This is a genomic window from Shinella granuli (assembly GCF_004341885.1).
GTDB lineage: Bacteria > Pseudomonadota > Alphaproteobacteria > Rhizobiales > Rhizobiaceae > Shinella > Shinella granuli.
In genome coordinates this window covers 140398-160250 of record NZ_SLVX01000010.1, presented here as the reverse complement: position 1 = coordinate 160250, position 19853 = coordinate 140398, and the positions used below count along the sequence as shown (strand labels likewise).

Genomic DNA, 19853 nt, shown 5'->3' with positions numbered 1-19853 from the left:
TCCTAGGAGATGATAGCCGAAGAGCACCGTCGTCTTGACGATGCGGCTGAGCGGAGGATTGCGGAAGACGGCACCATTCTCAGCCACACGGTGAAGCGTATCAGCCGGCCTGTCTTGCGAGGCTGAAACCGTCGGCGTCGAAGAGGGAGGCGCGGATGGGGTCGATGGCGATCCCGACGGTTTCGCCGATGCGCACCGGCATGTCGGCTGGGGCGCTGACATTGACCAGGCCGAGGCGATCGTTGCGCACGAAGACGCTGGTGCTGCCGCCGAGATATTCGGCGACCTCCACGGTGCCGCGGCAATGGCCCGCCTCGGGTGAAACGAGCCGGAGATGTTCGGGGCGTGCGCCAAGCCGAGCCGGTGCACCGGAAAAGGCAAGATCGATCCGGCCTTCGCCGGCAAGGTCGAGTGCACCTTCGCCGGCGGGCGCGCAGTCCAGCACGTTCATCTTGGGGCTGCCGATGAATTGCGCAACGAAGAGATTGGCCGGCCGTTCGTAGAGTTCGTGCGGGCTGCCATGCTGCATGATGCGCCCTTCCTTCAGCACGACGATGCGGTCGGCAAGCGTCATTGCCTCCACCTGGTCGTGAGTGACATAGATCATGGTGGCGCCGAGCGAGCGGTGGAGCCTTGCAATCTCCAGCCGCATGTCGACGCGCAGCGCCGCATCCAGATTGGAGAGCGGTTCGTCGAAGAGGAAGGCTGTCGGCTGGCGCACGATGGCACGGCCGATGGCGACGCGCTGGCGCTGGCCGCCGGAGAGCTGCCTGGGATAGCGATCGAGGAGGGGCGTCAGCTTCAGCGCCTCGGCGGCCTCGTCGACCTTGGACTTGATGGCGGCGGCGGGCAGCTTGGCGAGCTTCAGGCCGAAGCCCATGTTCTGGCGCACCGTCATATGCGGATAAAGCGCATAGGACTGGAACACCATAGCCAGTTCGCGCTCGACCGGGGGAGCATTGGTCACATCCCGGCCGTCGATCAGGATCCTGCCCGACGTGGTCTCCTCGATGCCGGCGATCATGCGCAGCAGCGTGGACTTGCCGCATCCCGACGGCCCGACGATGACGACGAATTCCCCGTCGGCGATGGCAAGGTCGAGATCGCGCATGATCTCGACGCCGCCATAACGCTTTCCGGCCTTTTCCAGCAGAATCGTACCCATTTGAACCTCCGGGAAACCCTGTTTCAGCCCTTGACCGCGCCGGCCGTCATGGAGCCGCTGATCTGGCGATACATGAGAAGGCCGAGCAGCATGGGCGGCAGTGCCCCCACGATCATGACGGCCGAGGCGACGCCCCATTGCACGCCGCCGCCGCTGGCGGCGAAGAAGAAGGAGGCGCCGACGGTGATCGGCACGGCCTTGGATGTCGTCAGCATCAGGCCGAAGAGGAATTCGTTCCAGGCGGTGATGAAGCCGAAGATCACGCCGGTGACGATGGCCGGCCGGCAGAGCGGGGCGATGACCCGCGCGAGGATCTGCGTGCGCGTCGCCCCGTCCATCAGCGCAGCCTCGTCGAGCTCGCTCGGCAGGTCGCGGATGGCGTTGACGAGGATGACGAGGGCGAGCGGCAGGTTGACGATGGCGAGGATGAGGCCGAGGCCGAGCCGCGTGTCGAGCAGCGAGAGCCATTGGAACATCATGTAGAGCGGGATGGCGAAGATGACGAGCGGAACGGCGCGCAGATTGACGATGAGCGGCAAGAGCGTGCGTTCGCCGACCTTGCCGCGCGCGATCGCATAGGCGGCGGGCAGGGCGAGCGCCACCGCCAGCAGCGTGCCCAGCGCGGCGACGGCAAAGCTGTTGACGAGATAGAGGAAGATGTTCAGCCGGTCGGAGACGGTGAAGACCGCAGCGTAGTTCTCAAGCGTCGGAGCCTGGACCCAGAGGCCCGGATTGGTGGTCAGCTCGCGCGCGCTCTTGAAGGAGGTGGAGAGCGTCACGAGGATCGGGAAGTTCATCGCGATGGCCGCGAGGGCAAAGACGATCCAGCGCAGCATATTGATCATCGGGTGGCTCCCTTGCGGCGGGCGGCAATGGCGTTGAGGCCGTAGAGCACGGCGAACGAGGCGGCGAACAGGATGACGGAGGCGGCGACGGCCTTGCCGATGGCGCCCTGCTTGAAGAAGGCCTCATAGATATAGATGGACAGCGAGGCGGTGGAGCCGCCCGGGCCGCTGCCGGTCAGCACATAGACGTTGTCGAAGACGCGGAAGCCGTCGATGAAGCGGATGAGCAGCGCCACCACGATGGTCGGCGTCATCAGCGGCAGCTCGATGTACCAGAGCCGGTGGTGGTAGCGCGCGCCGTCCATGGACGAGGCCTCGATGATCTCACGGGGGATCGCCTGGTAGGCCATGTAGAACAGCAGGAAGGCGAAGGGCGTCCACTGCAGCGTCTCGACGACGATCAGGGTCCAGAAGGCCGAGCCGGGGCCGAGAAAGGAAAGGCTCGCGCCGAACCAGGCCCAGAGATAATAGGGCACGGGGCCGGCGAATTCGTGCAACACGAGCCGGTACATCAGGCCGACAAGTGCGGGCGCCACCATCAGCGGCAGCATGAGGATCGCCATCAGCCAGCTTCGCCTTTCGAGAAGCGGGGCAAGGAATATGGCAAGGAACAGGCCGAGCGCGCATTCGAGCACGGCTGTCAGCAGGCCGAAGCGGAAGGAGAACCAGCTTGCCCGCCAGAAAGCGGCATCGCTCCACACGGCCGCAAAATTGCCGAAGCCGGTGATTTCGGGGCGGCGCAACGTCTCGAAGCTGACCTCGGAGACCGAATAGACAAGGTTGACGATGGCCGGAAAGCCCAGGAAGACGAGCAGGAACACGACCAGCGGGATCGTCAGCAGGCGGAATTCGGACACGGGGCTGCGATGTGTCTTCGTTGTCATCGATCGATCCTGGTTCGGTCTTTTCGGGAACAGCGACAGCACGCCGGAGCCCGGCGACGGCGTCATCACCGTCGCCACGATGGGCCGATGGCGGCGATAGGGCCGCCATCGGCAAACACCTTACTTGAGCAGGTCGCTCATACCCTTCTCGGTGTTCTTCAGGGCGTCGTCGAGCGACTGCTGGCCCGACCAGTAGCCGGTGAATTCCTTGGCCTGAAGCTCGTAGACCGAAAGTGCCTTGGCCGACGTGCCGCCATTCATGACGTAGCCGTACTTGCCGGCGAATTCCCCGAGCTTGACGAGGTCCGGCCGCTCGGCGGCAACCTCCGTGACGACGTCGGGCGTCAACGCCGGTGCGCCGCTGTTCCGGGCATAGACGAGTGCGGCTTCCTTTGAGGACAGCCACGAGATGAAGGCCTTCGCGCCCTCCTTGTTCGCGGCGTTCTTGTTGAGGCCGAAACCGAGGCCGTGAATGTGGGTGAAGCGACCTTCGGGGCCGGCCGGCGGGGCGATGGCCTCCGTGACCTCGCCGACGGCCGGCGACTTGTCCTTCGACATCAGCTCGGAGGCGGCCGCATTCCACTGCACCATGGCGGCGACCTGGCCGGAGGCATAGGCCGCGTTCGCTTCGGCATACTCGTAGGACAGCGAGTCGCGTGGGCTCGCGCCGGCGTCGTAGAGCATCTTGTAGGTTTCGAGACCCTTGCGATAGGCCTCCGAATCCACCGTGATCTTGCCGGCGTCGTCCATCCAGTTGGCCCCATAGGCGCGCGGCAGCGACTGGAACACCATCATGTTGAAGAGGAGGTTCTTCAGTTGCAGCACGGTGCCGTAGCGGGTCGGGCTGTCGGGGTTCACGGCCTGCGTGAAGTAGAGCGCGGTCGCGGCATAGTCGTCCCATGTCCATTCGTCGGGGGTCTTCGGCTCCAGCTTCTTGCCGAGATGCTTTTCAGAGATCTCGGCGAACCTTGCCTTGGCGGCATCGTCCTTCAGCAGCGCCTCGATCAGGTCCTTGCGGTAATACATGAAGTGCAGCGAAAGGTCGGTCGGCACGCCGAATTGCTCGCCCTCGTACTGCATGGTGGTGAGGACCTGGTCGCCATAGACGGACTTGGCCTCGTCGGACAGCGTGACCGGTTCCATGAACGGCGCGTAGCGGCCGATGGAATAGGTGGCCAGCAGGTTCACGTCGAAAGCCGTGGAGCCCGCGGCAAGGTCGGCCTGCAGCTTGTCCCAGAAGCCGTCGCGGTTGAAGAACAGCAGTTCGACCTTGTTGTCGTCGCTCACATCCGACTTGGCATTGTAGGTATCGGCGGCGGCGCGCAGCGCGGCCTCCTCCGGGCCTCCCGGCCAACCGAGCACGGTCACTTTCGCAAAGGCGGGGGCGGCCAGCAGGCTGGCGATCGCGGCGGCGATCAGGCCGCCCTTCTTCATTCTGGCAAAAGTCATGGTCTGGTTCTCCCTCAGGTTAATTCTGACGTCTTGCGAGATCCGCGATCCCCACGACGCCGGCCTTTTCGGCGAGTGCGGCGGGGTGAAGCTGCGGGGTGAGCCGCGGCGGCAGGCCTCCCAGGGCCTGACGGACGGATTCGAGATAGCCAGGCGCAAGGCCGATGCCGCCGCCGATGACGATGCGGGCCGGGTCGAGCGCGAGCTGGATGTTGCCGCACAGAAGCGCGGTCTGGCGCGCCGAGGCCTGGATGATGGCCTGCGCCCAGCCGTGACCGGCGGCAGCCGCGTCGAAGACATCGCGCGCGGTGGCGCCCGGCCGGTGCGGTGAGGCCTCGCTGGCGATCCAGTGGCCGGAAACCTTGTCTTCCAGCGCGCGGCCTTCCTCGCCGAGGCTGCGGAACTGACCGAAATGGCCGGCGAGGCCACCGAGCAGGCGGCCATTGACGACGATACCGCCGCCGATGCCCGTGGAGACGGTGAGAAAGACGAGATCATGGCCCTGGCCGGCGCCGAAGACATATTCGCCCCAGGCGGCGGCCTGCGCATCATTGGCCGCCAGTACCCGATCGACACCGGAAAGCCGTGCGACCAAGGCCACGAGCGGAAAGCGATCCGGGATATCGAGGGTTCGGCGGTTGAGCGGCGACCAACAGCCCTCGTCGATGATGCCGGTGACGGCGACGCCCGCGGTGTCATAGCGACCCTTCCAGCCGGCAATCGCCGCAAAGAGCGCGGCAAGCCAGGCCTCGGGATCGCCCCCGCGCGGGGTGGGCATGGTGTGCGCCTCGATCAGCCTGTCGTCGCGCACCAGCGCCGCGAGCATCTTGGTGCCGCCGATGTCGAGAGCAAGAACGGTGTCGGGGCGGGCCATGGCCTCAGGCTCCCTGTTCGGCAAGGGCCGTGTCGAGCGCCGAGCGGAACCAGGAGGTGACATATTCGGGCCGCGTGATGGCGGAGCCGACGACGACCATGGAGGCCCCGGCAAGCAGCGCCTGCTGGGCCTGCGCCGGCGTGCGGATGTTGCCTTCCGCAACGACATGCGGCGTCAGTCGGCGCATGGCAGCGACGAGGCCGAGGTCGGGTTCGGTGGGCTCGACCGGACCGGTATAGCCGGCGAGCGTGGAGCCGACCACATCGGCGCCTTCAGAAAGCGCCCGTTCGGCATCCGAGAGGATGGAGCAGTCGGCCATGGCAATGCGGCCGTGGCCGTGGATGCGCTCGACAAGCGTGCGGGTCGGCACAGGCCGCAGGCGCTGCGTCGCGTCATAGGCGATGATATCGGCACCGGCCTGTGCCAGCGCGTCGACATCCTCGATCCAGGGTGTAATGCGCACAGGGCTGTCGTCGAGGTCGCGTTTCACGAGACCGATGATCGGCCTGTCGGTTGCGGCGCGAACGGCGGCGACGTAGTCCGCCGATTCGATGCGCAGGGCGGCTGCGCCACCGTCGAGCGCAGCCAGGGCGAAGCCGACGACCATATCGGCCCTGTCCATGGCGCCGCCCTTCACGGGCTGGCAGGATACGATCAGACCCTTGTCGAGGGATTTGAAGTCAAGCGGCACCGGCTATCTCCTGTCGTTGGCAGGATGGTAGCAAAACAAGACCAGATGGCAACAGGCTTTAAACTGGTATTATCTCATCAGCTCGATGACGAAATCATACACATCGCCGCGATATTTGGTCTGCGTGAACTCGACGATCTGCCCGTCGGCAAGGAAACAGCGGCGCTCCATGATGAGCAGCGAGGCATCGTCGGGGGCGTCGAGAAGCCGTCGTTCTTCGTCGGTGCCGGGCTTGGCCTGCATGCGCTGCAGCGCCCTCACCGGCAGAGCACCGTTTCTTTCGAGATAGTCGTAGAGCGAGTCCCCGACAGCCTGCGGCTCGGGTACGAAGCGGGCGGGCAGCGTCGCCATCTCGATGGCGATCGGCACGCCATCAGCCGTCCGCAACCGGCGGAGCCGCACGACCTTTTCGCTGCCGGAAATGCCAAGAGCCATCATTTCGCTTGGAGAAGGCCTTGAAATCTCCCGTGAAATCCATGTGCAACCAGGCTCCAGCCCGCGTGAACGCATGTCCTCGGAAAAGCTGGTCATTGTGGCCAGGGATTTCTCCAGCCGGGAGGAAACGACCGTCTTGGCGCCTTGCCGTCGGTCGAGGAACCCGTCCGAGACGAGGCCATCGATGGCCTTGCGCACGGTGACGCGCGAAAGGCCGAGTACCTGGCTCAACACCCGCTCGCTCGGGATGACGCCGCCGCGTTTGACATGCGCGGTGGCAATCGCCTGTTTCAGGGCATTTTCCAACTGTCGGTAAAGGGGATCGCTGCTTGTTGCGGAAAGCTCCGCGGCGAGGAAGTCGAGGATCGGTCGATCGGTCACGGAAAGCATACTCCTTGCGGCGAATCCCCGTCAAAATATTTCTCTGATGTTAAACTGGTATTGGCTTTGCGCAATGGATTTCGCTTTGCGCACAGCGCGGCGCTGCGCTGGCCATCGTGGCCGATGCCGTTTGCGCTTCGCCGGGAGACATATTTGGCGTATCTCTAGGTCAGCCACCTATTGGCAATTTCGATATCCAATTGACAGATATCCTACAAGCTAATAAACGTAGGCCGCTGTCTTTTCGGAGTCAAAAGGCAACCGGAGACGAAGATGAACGTGAAGTCGATCAAGCCCCTGAAACGAGCCCCGCTCCTGCATGTCTCTGTGCAGGAAAGCCTGCGCAGCTATATCGAGGACAACCATCTCGATGCGGGCGCGCCCCTGCCGCCCGAAGGCGAGCTTGCCACCCAGCTTGGGGTGAGCCGCAACTCGGTGCGCGAGGGCATCAAGGCCCTGGAATCCGTCGGGGTTCTTGAAACGCGCCGTGGCATCGGCGTCTTCGTCAAGGCATTCTCCTTCGAGCCGCTGCTGGAAAACCTCGCCTATGGCCTCGGCGGCGCGCTGAAGCAGATCGAGGAGGTCATCATCATCCGCCGCACGCTGGAGGTCGGCCTGATCGGGCGGACGCTGGAGGTCATCGACGCCGACGATATCCGCGAGCTGCGCGAGACCGTCGAGCGGATGCGGGTCCGGGCGGAGCGCGGCGAGAGCTTTCCCGAAGAGGACCGGCATTTCCACCAATTGCTCTTCCGTTGCCAGAAGAACGAGGTTCTGCTCCGGCTGATCGAGGTGTTCTGGCTGGCCTTCTACAAGGCATCCGACTTCGTCAACCTCAACAACACGGACCCCATGCAGACCTGGCGCGACCACGCCGCCATCGTCGATGCCGTGGAGGCGCGCGACCTCGCCGCCGCCCGGGACCGGCTCGACAAGCACTATGCCGGCATCACCCGCGTAATCGCCGACAACAAGACCACCGTTTCATCAGGGAGGATGACATGAATCTGAAGACCACATTCTCGGCACTTGCCCTTTCGGCGGCATTGCTCGGCGCCTTGCCTCTGGCATCGGGCAATGGCAATGCCCTCGCCCAGGGCGGCACCATCTCGGGCGGCTTCGATGTCGGTCCGGGGGGCTTCCAGGGCAATTTCAATCCGCTGGCGGCGACGAGCGGCTTTACCTGGCTCGTCACCTATTTCGAGCCTCTGGTCATCTACGACGACAAGCTGGCGAAAATCGTCGGCGCGCTGGCCGACACCTACGAGGTCAGCGCCGACCAGAAGACCTACACCTTCAAGCTCGCCGAGACCAAATGGCATGACGGCCAGCCGTTCACCGCAAAGGACGTCCGCTTCACGCTGGAGCTTGCCCGCAACGAGAAGGCGGGCTCCGTCTTCGCCGCACGCCTCGGCGTGGTCCAGTCCGTCGAGGCGCCGGATGACCGCACGGTCGTGATCACCCTGTCGGCGCCGTCGCCGAGCATGCTCGACACGCTGACCAAGGTGATGATGCTGCCGGAACACGCCCTTGCAGCGATCCCGGCCGAGCAGATCGCAAAACATGCCTGGTGGTCCAGCTCGCCGATCGGCACCGGCCCGTTCAAGTTCACCAAATACGTCGCCGACCAATATGTCGAACTTGCCGCCAATCCCGACTACCGCGGCGGCAAGCCGGCGGCCGACAAGCTGATTAACCGCTACTTCGCCGATCCGGCCGCCGCCATCGCGGCCCTGAGGTCCGGCGAGATCCAGTTCACCTATGTCGATTCCAATGATGTCTCGACCTTCAGCAGCGACAGCAATTTCAAGGTGATCGAAGGCGATTCCTACGTCGTCAACTATGTCGGCTTCAATCAGGAAGTCCCGCTCTGGCAGGATCTGCGTATCCGGCAGGCCTTCATGTATGCGATCAACCGCGACGCCATCATCCAGAGCCTCTATGGCGGGGCGGCCAAGCCGGCCAACTGCGTCTACGTCGCCGACCAGCTCGTGCCGCAGGGCATCGAGAGCTACGGCTACGACCCGGAAAAGGCCAAGCAGCTTCTCGCCGAGGCGGGCTGGAACAAGATCAACGGCGACAAGCCGATCACGATCCTGACCTATTACACCTCGCCGCTGGCGACCAACGTGCTCGCCGCCATGCAGGCCATGCTCGCACAGGTCGGCATCAACATCGTGCCGCGCGCCGTCGACACGCCGACCTACAACTCGATCGTCTACCAGCAGTCGGGCAATGCCGGCGACTACCCGCTGATCTATGCCGGCCTGCAGAACGGCCCGGATGCCTCGAACATCAATATCGGCCTCAACGAGAAGCAGATCCCGCCGGCCGGCGCCAACATCCTGCGCATCCGCATGGCGGCGGTGACGGACGCGCTGGACGCCGCCCTGGCAGAAACGGATGCCGCCAGGAGCGATGCCCGCTACCAGGACGTCTGCAAGGCGACCAATGCCGAGCTGCCCTGGGCGACGATGTGGGTCGCCAACCGCTACGGCGTCGCCTCGGCGAAGCTCAAGGACTTCGTGTGGACCCCGGCGCCGGCCGGCGGCCCGTACCAGGCCCATGTCGAAAAGTGGTCGATCGCCGAATAGGCGCAGACAAGAGGGCGCGGGCTGCCCCGCGCCCCTTTCCGCAGACCATCCCTGGCCAGCCACTCGATCAGGTGTTGAACCCGCATGCTACGCTACTGTCTCCATCGCCTGCTCGTCGGGCTCGCCATGCTGCTTGCGCTGACGGTGCTGATCTTCACGCTGCTGCAACTGACGCCGGGTGATCCGATCGATGCCTATATCGATCCCAACGTCGCCATGACGAAGGAGGCGATGGACGCGCTGCGGGCGCGGCTCGGCCTCGACCAGCCGCTGCCCGTGCAATATCTCGCCTGGTTGTCGCAGGCCGCGCAGGGCAATCTCGGTCATTCGCTGCAGCGCTTCAACGAGACGGTATCCGGCCTCATCCTCTCGCGCATCGGCCCCACCCTCCTGCTGATGGGCGCCGGCCTCTCGATTGCCATCGTGATCGGCATTGCCAGCGGTATCCTCAGTGCGGTGCGCCGCAACACCGTGCCCGATTACTCGCTTTCGGTTCTGGCGCTGCTCGGCATTTCCAGCCCCGCCTTCCTCACCGCCCTGCTCGGCCTCTACGTCTTTTCCGTCCGGCTGAAATGGACGCCGTCGGGCGGCATGCTCACCCCGGCGACCGACTTTTCGGTGGGCGATCTCCTGCACCACCTCATCCTGCCGGCGACCGTGCTGTCCATCGGCCATGCGGCGCTGATCATGCGCTACATGCGCGCCTCGATGCTCGAAGTGCTGAACCAGGACTATGTCCGCACAGCACGCGCCAAAGGCGTCAAGGAGTTCTGGGTCGTCACCAAGCATGCCCTGCGCAACGCGCTCCTGCCCGTCGTCACGCTGATCGGCTCGACCATAGGCCTTGCCGTCGGCGGCGCCATCTTCGTCGAAAGCGTCTTCAACTGGCCGGGCATGGGTCTGCTTCTGATCAGCGCAGTGGAGACGCGCGACTATCCGGTCATCATGGGGGCCACCCTCGTCATCGGCGCTTGCGTCATCGTCGTCAACATCCTGACCGACCTCGCCTATGCGGTCATCGATCCGCGCATCAAGGTAGCCTGAGATGACAATGCCCGCCTCCCCTTCCTCCTCCGGTCCGCTGGCGCGGGCAACCGGCCGCTTCCTCCTCAACCGGGCGGCCCTCCTCGGCGTGGCGCTGCTGCTTCCGCTGCTCGCCGCGGTCCTGACCTATCCCCTCTGGATGCCCTACAGGCCCAACGACATCGACCTCCTGGCGATGAATGCCGCCCCATCGGCGGCGCACTGGTTCGGCACCGACGGCGTCGGGCGCGACGTGCTTGCAAGAACGCTGGAAGGCGGGCGGATCTCGCTGCTGGTCGCCGCCGCCTCCGTCGTCCTGTCGACGGCCATCGGCTTTCTCGTCGGTGCGATCTCGGCCTTCGGCGGGCGGTTCGCCGATGCGCTCGCCATGCGTTCGGTCGACCTTGCCATGACGCTGCCGCCGGTGATCTTCCTTCTGGTCCTCGCTTCCATCGTCGGCTCCGGCATCTGGTCGACCGTCGTCGTCATCGCGCTTTTGTCCTGGCCGGTCCTTTCGCGCATGATCCGCGCCCGCCTGCTGGAGCTGCGGGAGCGGGAATTCGTCATGGCCTCGCGCGGCATGGGCGCGGGCATCGGCCACCTGCTCTTCCGCCACGGCCTGCCCAATTCGATCGACATCCTCGTCGTCTACGCCACGCTGCAGGTCGCCAACGCCATCCTGCTGGAGGCGGGCCTCTCGTTCCTCGGCCTCGGCGTGCCGCCGCCGGCGGCGAGCTGGGGCAACATGCTGAACGCCGCACGCTCCACCGCCGTGCTCGAACAGTATCCCTGGCAATGGCTGTTTCCCGGCGGTGCGTTGGTGCTTGCCGTGCTGGCCATCAACTTCATCGGCGACGGTCTGAGGGACGCCTTCGACCCCCGCGCAGACCTCAATTGAAACCCCTGAAAGAGAAGCAAATGTCCAAGTTCTTCGGTGTCGTTCCTCCCGTCGTCACCCCCCTCAACGACGATTTCTCCGTCGACTACGCCTCCTATACGCGCGTCCTGGAACACCTGATCGACAATGGCTGCCACGGCCTTTTCCCGCTCGGCTCGACCAGCGAGGTGGTGTTCTACGACGAGGCCGAGCGCCGCAGGATCCTCGAGCACACGGTGAAGGTCGCCAACGGCCGCGTGCCCGTCATCGCCGGCGTCATCGATCCGGCGACCGACCGCGTCATCCGCCATGCCCGCACCGCCAGGGAGGTGGGGGCCGATGCCGTCGTCGTCACCGCGCCCTTCTACACCATCACCAGCCAGGCCGAGACGCTGGATCACTTTCGCATGGTCCGCGACGCCGTCGACATCCCGCTGATCGCCTATGACATCCCGGTCTGCGTCCACACCAAGCTCTCCCGCCAGACCGTCGTGACGCTGGCGCAGGAAGGCACGATCATCGGCCTGAAGGATTCCTCCGGCGACGACGGCAATTTCCGCTATGCCCTCGGCGATCTCGCGGACAACAAGGACGTCTTCCTGATGACCGGGTCCGAGATCGTCGTCGACAGCGTGCTCGCCATGGGCGCGCACGGGGTCGTGCCGGGCCTCGCCAATGTCGATCCGGCAGGCTATGTCCGCCTCTGGGACGCCGCAAAGCGCGGCGACTGGGCCGCCGCCCGCACGGAACAGGAGCGGCTCTGCCGCCTGTTCGAGATCGTCTGGGTCGCCGCCGGCCGCGTCAGCGGGGGGGCGACCGGCGTCGGCGGCTTCAAGACCGCGATGCGCAGCCTCGGCATCATTTCCACCAATGTCATGGCGCGTCCGCGCGCCCCGCTCAACGAGGCCGAATCGCGCAGGATCGACGAGATCCTGCGCTCCGTCGGCCTCCTCGCCTGAGGTTGCCGATGACGTCCGAACCCATTCTCGAGATCAGCAACCTCAGGACCGTCTTCCGCGTGCGTGGCCGGGAGATCGCGGCCGTCAACGGCATCGATCTTGTCATCCGCCCCGGCGAGACGGTGGCGCTGGTCGGGGAATCGGGTTCGGGCAAATCGGTGACGAGCCTCTCCGTCATGCGGCTGCTTGCGCGCAGGATCGGCGTGATCGACAATGGTTCGATCCGCTTCCGCGGCAAGGACGGCAAGACGAAGGACCTCGTCACGCTCGGCGAGGAGGAGATGCGGCAGATCCGCGGCAACGACATCGGCATGGTCTTCCAGGAACCGATGACGAGCCTCAACCCCGTCTATACCATCGGCGACCAGATCTCCGAATCGCTGCGCGTCCACCGGCGCCTTGGCCGGCGCGAGGGCGTCGAGGCGGCCGTCGGCCTGCTCGACAAGGTCGGCATCCCCGATGCGCGCCGCCGGGCGGGCCAGTATCCGCACGAACTGTCCGGCGGCATGCGCCAGCGCGCCACGATCGCCATGGCGCTCGCCTGCGATCCGACGCTGTTGATCGCCGACGAGCCGACCACGGCGCTCGACGTGACCATCCAGGCGCAGATCCTCGATCTCATGCAGGCGCTGCAGCGCGAGCGCGGCATGGGCATGCTGTTCGTCACGCACAATCTCGGAGTGGTCGCCGAGATCGCCAACCGGGTTGCGGTGATGTATGCCGGCCGCATCGTGGAGACCGGCCCCGTCGCCGAGGTGTTCAAGGCCCCGCGCCATCCCTATACGATGGGGCTGCTCAAATCGATGCCGCGCCTCGGCACGGCGAGCGAGATGAAACGGACCGGCGCAAAGCTGCCCGCCATTCCCGGCATGGTGCCGAGCCTTGCCGACCTTCCGGCCGGCTGTGCCTTCGCGCCGCGCTGCGCCTTTGCGCGGGACGCCTGTCGGCAGGCCATGCCGGCCCTTTCCCCCGTCAACGACCATCACGGCAGCCGCTGCATCCGCTGGCAGGAGATTTCCGCATGACCGAAGCGCCCCTCCTCTCCGTCCGCGGCCTTGCCAAGCACTACCAGACGCGCGGCGCTACCCTGAAGATCCTTCAGGACATCTCCTTCGATATTGCAAAGGGCGAAGTGGTGGGGCTGGTGGGCGAATCGGGCAGCGGCAAGACCACCATCGGCCGGTCGGTCCTGAGATTGATCGAGCCTTCGGCCGGCGCGGTCGTCTTCGACGGCGCGGACCTGACGAAGCTTTCGGGCGGCGAGATGCGCCGCCGGCGCCCGCGCATGCAATATATCTTCCAGGATCCCTACGCCTCCCTGTCGCCGCGCATGACCATTGGCGAGATCCTGACAGAAGGCCTGAAGATCCAGGGCATCGGTTCGCGGGCGGAGCGGCTGGAACGGGCAAGGAAGGCGCTCGAACAGGTGGAACTGCCGCCGGACGCCATCAACCGCTACGCCCACGAATTCTCCGGCGGCCAGCGCCAGCGCATCGGGATCGCGCGGGCGCTGACGCTTGCGCCCGACTTCATCGTCGCCGACGAGCCGGTGTCGGCGCTCGACGTTTCCATCCAGGCGCAGGTGGTGAACCTGCTGCGCGACCTGCAGCAGCGCCTCGGCCTGACCATGCTGTTCATCTCGCATGACCTTGCCGTCGTCGAATATATCTGCGACCGCGTCATCGTGCTCTATCTCGGCCGCATCATGGAGATCGCCACAAGCGAGGACCTTTATACCCGTCCGCAGCATCCCTACACACAGGCCCTGATGTCGGCGATCCCCTCCCCCGACCCGGATGCCGCAAGAACGCGCGAGATCTTGAAGGGCGATATTCCCAGTCCCGCCAATCCACCGAGCGGCTGCGTCTTCCGCACCCGCTGCCCCAAGGTACTCGATGCATGTGCCGCGGCCGTGCCGCAACTCCGCGAAGTCGCGCCGGGCCACTTCAAGGCCTGCATCCGGGACGACGTCTGACAGTCCGATACGCCAAGCGGCGGCCCGCCGTCCTCCCCGGCCACGCCCGGCGGCACGCCGCTCGATCGAGCCGTCGACGGATTGCCATTCTGGTGACTTGCTCAGCCGCAAAAACATGATATTTTCAATCATCTTTTTCAGGCGGACGGAGCGTGTCCAGGAGCGGTTGCCATCGCCCTCTGCCAGGCCTTAAACGCAGGGAGACATGCCCTGACGGCTCGAAACATGGACGACTTTGACCAGTGAACTACCAGCACGCAATGACCTGCCATACGGAAGGTATCAAGGTGCTTGCGCCGGTGAAATGGCGCAGCCTCGACGGGCTGGTCGGCGTCTTCTGGGACGCGGAGGGCCATCCCGGCGCGCGCGGCTACTATCTTTCGCCCGATCCGCGCATCGTGATCTTCTTCAATGACGTGTCGTCGCACATCAAGATGACCAACCGCGAAGACGGCATGATCGAGCACTCCCGCCCGATGACCCGCGCGGTCTATGTGCCCGCGGGGGTGCCGCTCTGGACGAGCTTCACCGCCGCGCACCGTTTCTCCCATCTCGACCTCCACCTCCACAAGGACCGCATGTTGCGTTTCCTGTCGCCCACGGTCGGCACGTCGGCGGCGCTCGCCGCCTTGCGCCGCCCGGTGGAGATCCAGGATGTCGGCGCGATCGAGACGCTGGCGAGCCTGCTCGTCGAGGAGGTATCGAGCCCGACGAAGCACGCGCTCTATGCCGAAAGCCTGGTCGGCACGATCGTCAGCGGCCTGCTCGACATCCAGGATTTTTCCAGCGAGCCGCAAAACGGCCGGCTCACACAGGCGCAGATGAACCGGCTCATCGCCCGCGTGAACGCCCGCAGCGACGGCCGCCTGACCGTTTCCGAAATGGCAGAGACGGTCGGCCTTTCGGAGAGCTGGTTCGCCAACGTCTTCAAGCAGACGACCGGCAAGACGCCGCTGCAATGGCAGCTCGGCAAGCGCATCGATCTTGCGCAGAAACTGCTGGCCGAAAGCGAGCTGACCATCGCCGACATCGCCGCCAAGCTCGGCTTCTCCGATCAGGCGCACCTCACCAAGGCCTTCCGCCAGATCGCCGGCGAGACACCCGCCGCCTGGCGGCGGGTGCAGCAGGCCCGCTAGAACATTTCCGCTTTTCTTCGAATCGCGAAAACGCTCCAGCTTCTGTTTAAACGCAATTCCGGACGCAAAACCGCTTCGCGCTTTTGCTGGAATTGCTCCAGCGCGCCTTACCAGGTCTGGCGCAGCGTCGCCGAGATCGAGCGGCCCGGATTGTAGAAGTCCGCGCCGAAGCCACCGTAGTCGACATGCTTGCGGTCGAAGAGGTTGGAGACGTTCACCTCGAAGGAGGTGTTCTCGAACACCTTGTAGGTGAAGGCCGCATCGACGACGAAGTTGCTGCCCGTCTTCACCGTGTTGGCGTCGTTGAAGTAGTAGGAGCCGGTATAGCGGCCGCCGAGGCCGAAGGTCATGTCGCCACGCTTGCCGTCGCCTTCGAGCAGGTAGTTGACCCAGAGCGAGGCGGTATGCTTGGGCACATGGTAGGGCCGGTTGCCTTCGTTGCCGGCCGTGCCGTTCTCGACGATTTCGGCATCGAGATAGGAATAACCGGCCGTCAGGCTCCAGTTCGGCGTCAGCTCCGCCTTCGCTTCCAGATCGAGGCCACGCACCCGCACCTCGCCGATCGTCTCCTGCAGGTTCGTCGCCGGGTTGGTCCGCGTGATGTTTTTCTTGGTCAGGTCGTAGATCGAGGCCGTGATGAGGGCCGGGAAGGCATCCGGTTGGTATTTCACGCCAAGTTCGATCTGCTCGCCGCGCTCGGGTGCGAGGCCGATGGAGGGCGCCGCGACCGATTCGGCGTAGCTGACGAAGGGCGCGATCTCATCCGTCAGGCGATAGGTGAGGCCGATGCGCTTCGTCAGTTCGCTGAAGTCGCCCTCGCTCTTCACGCCCGTCAGCCTGTTCGTCTCGCTGAGGTCGAGCCAGTCGTTTCGAAGGCCCGCCGTGACGATGAACTTGTCCCAGAAGGTCAGCTCCTGCTGGATATAGAGCGCCTTGCCCGTCTGGTCGCTGCGCGTGCTGGCGATCAGCGGCAGGTTGGTCGGTCGGCCCGTATAGGTCGGGTTCGTCCAGTCGATGCCGGGTGCCGGCCCCCACCAGGTGTCGTTGTCGCCCTTCATGTCGTTGTATTCGACGCCGACCAGGGTGCGGCTGTCCACCGCGTCGAGGTTCGCCTCGTATTGCAGATGCGCGTCGATGATGAACTGCCGGTTCGTGGCCTCGTTGCCGAAGAAGGCGCGCGATGCCGTCGTCGAGCCGTCCGTCGGCGTCGCGGAAATATAGGCATAGCCGAAATCGGTGTCGGACTTGCTGTAGCGTGCATTCGCGCCGAAGGTCAGGCCCGAGCCGAAATCATGATCGAACATCACGCTGACCGTGTCGCGGTTCGTGCCGCGATAATTGTAGTCCGGCTCGCCGAAGAAGCGGCTGCGGTCGAAATCCGTGCCGACCGGATGGCCGCCGCTGCCGGGCACGCCGTCCTTGTTCAGGTGATCATAGACGATGGTGAGGCTGGTGGCATCCGTCGGCCGCCAGGTGAGCCCGCCCATGAAGAACTTTTCGTCGTCCCGTGAATGGTCATATTCCGCGTCCGCATCGCGCAGCTTGCCGGTGAAGCGATAGGAGAGCGTGTCGTCGGCCGTCAGGTTGTCGCCGAAGTCGAAGCCGACCTCCTTGCGGTCGAACGAGCCACCGGTGATATAGGCTTCGCCGAACTTCTCGCTCCTCGGGCGCTTCGTCACATAGTTCACCGCGCCGCCGGGATCGGAAACGCCGAAGGTCGTGGAGTTCGCGCCCTTCAGCACCTCGACGCGCTCGAAGGCATAGGCCTCTTCCCGTACGCCGCCGAAGGGGCGCCCGAGGATCAGCCCGTCGCGGTAGGTCGTCGCGTCGAAGCCGCGGATCTTGAAGAAATCGTAGCGGTCGTCCGAACCATAGAAGTCCGTGGTGACGCCGGCCGTATATTGCAGTATCTCTTCGACCGTCTCGGCGCCGCGCTGCTGGATTTCCTTGGCCGTGATGACGGAAACCGTCGCCGGCGTGTTCAGGATCTCCGTCGCCATCCGCCCGCCCGCGGTCGTCTTCCTCGCGACGATCGACTTCGCGTCGTTGTCGACGCCCGTCGCGGAGCCGTCGCCCTCGACGGTGATGGTTTCGAGAACCGTGGTGGAGCCCGCATCCGCCTGCTGGGCCAACGAGACGGAAGGCGCAAGAGCGAGCGCGGTGCAGCCAAGAAGGATCGCGGTCCTCAAACGGTTGAGAGGCTGTCTGATGTCGGCGCCGGTCGTCTTGATGTCCATCATCGTGTTCCAGAAATTGAAGTTGCGCTGGCCGGCGCACGGCAGGTCATGCCGAACGCCAGTCGGAACAGGCGTAAATCCCTGCGCATCAAAACCCCCTCAGGTCGATGCGGCTGTCCCTTGAAGCGGCAATAACTTGAGACGTATTATCCAGTATTGTAGATTTCCATGGTTTTGTACGAAACCCCGGAAACTTCGCCGCTCTCCCGCCGCAAGGTGCGCCTTCGCCTTGACGCCGTCCAATGAACCTGAAACGGAAACTCCACTTTAAACCGCCCTGGAGGGTTTCACCAATGCCGCGGCTTTTGCGCTTTCCACTGATCCTTCTCACCGTCTGCCTCTGGATCGCGACGACAGCCTGGGCCGCCGACGAAACCACCTATCCGATCGTTATCAGGCACGCCTTCGGAACGACGACGATCACAAAGAAGCCGGAGCGCGTGGCGTCCGTCGCCTGGGCCAACCATGAAGTGCCGCTGGCGCTCGGCGTCGTGCCCGTCGGTTTCGCCGCGGCCAATTTCGGCGATGACGACGGCGACGGCCTGCTGCCCTGGGTGGCGGAGAAGCTGCAGGAACTCGGCGGCGGAAAGCCCGTCCTGTTCGACGAAGGCGACGGCATCGATTTCGAGGCGGTTGCAGCGACGAGGCCGGATGTCATCCTGGCCGCCTATTCCGGCCTCAGCCAGGCGGATTACGAGACGCTGAGCCAGATCGCCCCCGTCGTCGCCTATCCGCAATCGGCCTGGTCGACCGACTGGCGCGAGATGATCCGGCTCAACAGCGCCGGGCTCGGCATGGCGAAGGACGGCGAAGCGCTGATCGCGCGCATCGACAAGGAGATCGCCGACACGGTTGCGGGCTACCCGGTCCTCAAGGGCAAGTCGGCGATCTTCGTCACCCATCTCGACGCGACCGATCTCAGCACCGTCAATTTCTACACCGCCAACGATACGCGCGTGAAATTCTTCGGCGACCTCGGCCTCACCTCCCCGAAAAGCGTGCTAGAAGCGACGAAGCCCGGACAATTCGCCGCCAGCGTCAGCGCCGAGCAGGTCGATGCCTTCGAAGACGTCGATATCGTCGTCAGCTACGGCGGCACGCCGCTGCTCGATGCCGTGAAGGCCGATCTCCTGCTCTCGCGCATGCCCGCCGTCGGCAAGGATGCGCTCGTCATGCTCGGCCGCGACCCGGTCGGCACCGCCGCCAACCCGACACCGCTGTCGATCTCCTGGGTGTTGAAGGACTATGTCGCGCTTCTCGCCGAAGCCGCCGGGAAAGCGAAATGAGGCCTGACGCCGCCACGGCGCGCAGCGTGCCGGCGCCCATCGGGCGCCTCCGCCGGCTGCGCGCCCTGTGGCTGCTGCTGGTCGCCGCCGCGCTCCTCGTGCTGGTCGCGCTGTCCGTCGCGATCGGCACGCGGGACGTTGGCCTCAGCGATATTGCCTCGGCGCTCGGCGGCAAGGTCGAGACGATCGGCGAAGCGGCGGTGGCGATGCGCATTCCCCGCACGGTTCTGGCGCTCCTCGCCGGAGCGGCGCTCGGCCTCGCCGGCGCGATCATGCAGGGCGTCACGCGCAACCCGCTCGCCGATCCCGGCATTCTGGGCGTCAACATGGGCGCGTCGCTCGCGGTGGTGGTCGGCGTCGCGTGGTTCCATATCGAAACCGCCCATGCCTATATCGTCACCGCCATCCTCGGCGCGGGGGCGGCGGCGATCTTCGTCTATGTCATCGGCTCGCTCGGGCGCGGCGGGGCGACGCCGCTGAAACTGGCGCTTGCCGGCGCCGCCACCTCCATCGCCTTCTCCTCGCTGGTCATCGCGATCGTGCTGCCGCGCGCCGACATTGCCGGCGGCGTGCGCGCCTGGCAGATCGGCGGCGTCGGCGGGGCGACCTTCGAGCGGATCTTTCCGGTCCTGCCGTTCCTCGCGGCCGGCTTCGTCGTCAGCCTTCTCTCGGCCCGCAAGCTGAACGCGCTCGCGCTCGGCGACGAGCTTGCCGCCGGCCTCGGCGAACACGTCGCCACGACCCGCGCCGTCGCCGCCTTCGGCGCCATCCTGCTCTGCGGCGCGACGACGGCGGTCTGCGGCCCGATCGGCTTCCTCGGCCTCGTCGTGCCACATCTCGCCCGTCTCCTCACCGGCAGCGACCACCGCTGGCTGCTGCCCTTCTCCGCCCTCGGCGGCGCGTGCCTCCTGATCGCCGCCGACATCGTCGGGCGCATCGTCGCAAGGCCGGCCGAACTCGACGTCGGCATCGTAACGGCCCTCGTCGGCGCGCCGGTCTTCATCTGGATCGTCCGCCACCAGCGGGTGCGGGACCTGTGACC

Annotated in this window: 16 protein-coding genes and 1 pseudogene; 10 read left to right on the top strand and 7 right to left on the bottom strand. The window is 65.3% G+C overall.

From position 1 onward, the window contains the following. Nucleotides 1-100: 100 nt before the first annotated feature. The 6 genes and pseudogenes from EV665_RS17385 to EV665_RS17355 all read right to left on the bottom strand — a co-directional run bounded on the left by EV665_RS17385 (nt 101) and on the right by EV665_RS17355 (nt 6733). Nucleotides 101-1165: an ABC transporter ATP-binding protein gene (locus EV665_RS17385; protein ID WP_133035075.1), complete on the bottom strand. Its 1065-nt coding sequence runs from the start codon at nt 1163-1165 to the stop codon at nt 101-103. A gap of 23 nt (nt 1166-1188) precedes the next feature. Next, complete coding sequence (locus EV665_RS17380) at nt 1189-2010, bottom strand: carbohydrate ABC transporter permease (RefSeq protein ID WP_064334172.1); 822 nt, start codon at nt 2008-2010, stop codon at nt 1189-1191. After that, nucleotides 2007-2894 (bottom strand): carbohydrate ABC transporter permease, encoded by an 888-nt coding sequence (locus tag EV665_RS17375; RefSeq protein ID WP_133035074.1) that lies wholly within the window; start codon nt 2892-2894, stop codon nt 2007-2009. The genes EV665_RS17380 and EV665_RS17375 overlap by 4 nt, the downstream gene beginning before the upstream one ends. Before the next feature lie 120 nt (nt 2895-3014). Continuing rightward, nucleotides 3015-4343 (bottom strand): extracellular solute-binding protein, encoded by a 1329-nt coding sequence (locus EV665_RS17370; protein ID WP_133035073.1) that lies wholly within the window; start codon nt 4341-4343, stop codon nt 3015-3017. 19 nt (nt 4344-4362) lie between these two features. Then, a pseudogene (locus tag EV665_RS32650) lies at nt 4363-5839 on the bottom strand (putative N-acetylmannosamine-6-phosphate 2-epimerase). Nucleotides 5840-5977: 138 nt separating this feature from the next. Then, a complete protein-coding gene (locus EV665_RS17355) occupies nt 5978-6733 on the bottom strand; it encodes a GntR family transcriptional regulator (protein ID WP_342636218.1) in 756 nt (251 codons plus the stop codon). Between the two features lie 264 nt (nt 6734-6997). Here EV665_RS17355 and EV665_RS17350 point away from each other — a divergent pair, with 264 nt between their 5' ends. The 8 genes from EV665_RS17350 (at nt 6998) to EV665_RS17315 (ending at nt 15288) form a co-directional block, all read left to right on the top strand. Continuing rightward, complete coding sequence (locus EV665_RS17350; RefSeq protein ID WP_133035070.1) at nt 6998-7729, top strand: FadR/GntR family transcriptional regulator; 732 nt, start codon at nt 6998-7000, stop codon at nt 7727-7729. Further along, on the top strand, nt 7726-9318 hold the full coding sequence (locus EV665_RS17345; protein ID WP_133035069.1) for an ABC transporter substrate-binding protein: 1593 nt from the start codon (nt 7726-7728) through the stop codon (nt 9316-9318). The genes EV665_RS17350 and EV665_RS17345 overlap by 4 nt, the downstream gene beginning before the upstream one ends. A gap of 84 nt (nt 9319-9402) precedes the next feature. Next, entirely contained in the window at nt 9403-10362 is a 960-nt protein-coding gene (locus EV665_RS17340) for an ABC transporter permease (protein WP_133035068.1), read from the top strand. Nucleotides 10363-10369: 7 nt separating this feature from the next. Then, nucleotides 10370-11239 carry an ABC transporter permease gene (locus EV665_RS17335; RefSeq protein WP_064334232.1) on the top strand — a complete coding sequence of 290 codons (870 nt, stop codon included), beginning with the start codon at nt 10370-10372 and terminating at the stop codon, nt 11237-11239. 20 nt (nt 11240-11259) lie between these two features. Next, a complete protein-coding gene (locus tag EV665_RS17330) occupies nt 11260-12177 on the top strand; it encodes a dihydrodipicolinate synthase family protein (protein ID WP_133035067.1) in 918 nt (305 codons plus the stop codon). Between the two features lie 8 nt (nt 12178-12185). Then, nucleotides 12186-13202, top strand: coding sequence for an ABC transporter ATP-binding protein (locus EV665_RS17325; protein ID WP_133035066.1), 1017 nt, complete (start codon nt 12186-12188; stop codon nt 13200-13202). Continuing rightward, entirely contained in the window at nt 13199-14152 is a 954-nt protein-coding gene (locus EV665_RS17320) for an ABC transporter ATP-binding protein (protein ID WP_133035065.1), read from the top strand. The genes EV665_RS17325 and EV665_RS17320 overlap by 4 nt, the downstream gene beginning before the upstream one ends. Before the next feature lie 242 nt (nt 14153-14394). Further along, a complete protein-coding gene (locus tag EV665_RS17315; RefSeq protein WP_210234650.1) occupies nt 14395-15288 on the top strand; it encodes a helix-turn-helix domain-containing protein in 894 nt (297 codons plus the stop codon). Nucleotides 15289-15395: 107 nt separating this feature from the next. Here EV665_RS17315 and EV665_RS17310 read toward each other — a convergent pair whose 3' ends face one another. Then, a complete protein-coding gene (locus EV665_RS17310; protein WP_133035064.1) occupies nt 15396-17525 on the bottom strand; it encodes a TonB-dependent siderophore receptor in 2130 nt (709 codons plus the stop codon). Nucleotides 17526-17818: 293 nt separating this feature from the next. Here EV665_RS17310 and EV665_RS17305 point away from each other — a divergent pair, with 293 nt between their 5' ends. Both EV665_RS17305 and EV665_RS17300 read left to right on the top strand, forming a co-directional pair. After that, nucleotides 17819-18811, top strand: a complete 993-nt coding sequence (locus EV665_RS17305; protein WP_133035063.1) for an iron-siderophore ABC transporter substrate-binding protein — start codon at nt 17819-17821, stop codon at nt 18809-18811. Then, entirely contained in the window at nt 18808-19851 is a 1044-nt protein-coding gene (locus EV665_RS17300; RefSeq protein WP_133035062.1) for a FecCD family ABC transporter permease, read from the top strand. The genes EV665_RS17305 and EV665_RS17300 overlap by 4 nt, the downstream gene beginning before the upstream one ends. Nucleotides 19852-19853 lie beyond the last annotated feature (2 nt).

Excerpts from the sequence above, each read along its gene's own strand:
- EV665_RS17385 (WP_133035075.1), bottom strand. The coding sequence starts at position 1,165 with ATGGGTACGATTCTGCTGGAAAAGGCCGGAAAGCGTTATGGCGGCGTC.
- EV665_RS17380 (WP_064334172.1), bottom strand. The coding sequence starts at position 2,010 with ATGATCAATATGCTGCGCTGGATCGTCTTTGCCCTCGCGGCCATCGCG.
- EV665_RS17375 (WP_133035074.1), bottom strand. The coding sequence starts at position 2,894 with ATGACAACGAAGACACATCGCAGCCCCGTGTCCGAATTCCGCCTGCTG.
- EV665_RS17370 (WP_133035073.1), bottom strand. The coding sequence starts at position 4,343 with ATGACTTTTGCCAGAATGAAGAAGGGCGGCCTGATCGCCGCCGCGATC.
- EV665_RS17355 (WP_342636218.1), bottom strand. The coding sequence starts at position 6,733 with ATGCTTTCCGTGACCGATCGACCGATCCTCGACTTCCTCGCCGCGGAG.
- EV665_RS17350 (WP_133035070.1), top strand. The coding sequence starts at position 6,998 with ATGAACGTGAAGTCGATCAAGCCCCTGAAACGAGCCCCGCTCCTGCAT.
- EV665_RS17345 (WP_133035069.1), top strand. The coding sequence starts at position 7,726 with ATGAATCTGAAGACCACATTCTCGGCACTTGCCCTTTCGGCGGCATTG.
- EV665_RS17340 (WP_133035068.1), top strand. The coding sequence starts at position 9,403 with ATGCTACGCTACTGTCTCCATCGCCTGCTCGTCGGGCTCGCCATGCTG.
- EV665_RS17335 (WP_064334232.1), top strand. The coding sequence starts at position 10,370 with ATGCCCGCCTCCCCTTCCTCCTCCGGTCCGCTGGCGCGGGCAACCGGC.
- EV665_RS17330 (WP_133035067.1), top strand. The coding sequence starts at position 11,260 with ATGTCCAAGTTCTTCGGTGTCGTTCCTCCCGTCGTCACCCCCCTCAAC.
- EV665_RS17325 (WP_133035066.1), top strand. The coding sequence starts at position 12,186 with ATGACGTCCGAACCCATTCTCGAGATCAGCAACCTCAGGACCGTCTTC.
- EV665_RS17320 (WP_133035065.1), top strand. The coding sequence starts at position 13,199 with ATGACCGAAGCGCCCCTCCTCTCCGTCCGCGGCCTTGCCAAGCACTAC.
- EV665_RS17310 (WP_133035064.1), bottom strand. The coding sequence starts at position 17,525 with ATGGACATCAAGACGACCGGCGCCGACATCAGACAGCCTCTCAACCGT.
- EV665_RS17305 (WP_133035063.1), top strand. The coding sequence starts at position 17,819 with ATGCCGCGGCTTTTGCGCTTTCCACTGATCCTTCTCACCGTCTGCCTC.
- EV665_RS17300 (WP_133035062.1), top strand. The coding sequence starts at position 18,808 with ATGAGGCCTGACGCCGCCACGGCGCGCAGCGTGCCGGCGCCCATCGGG.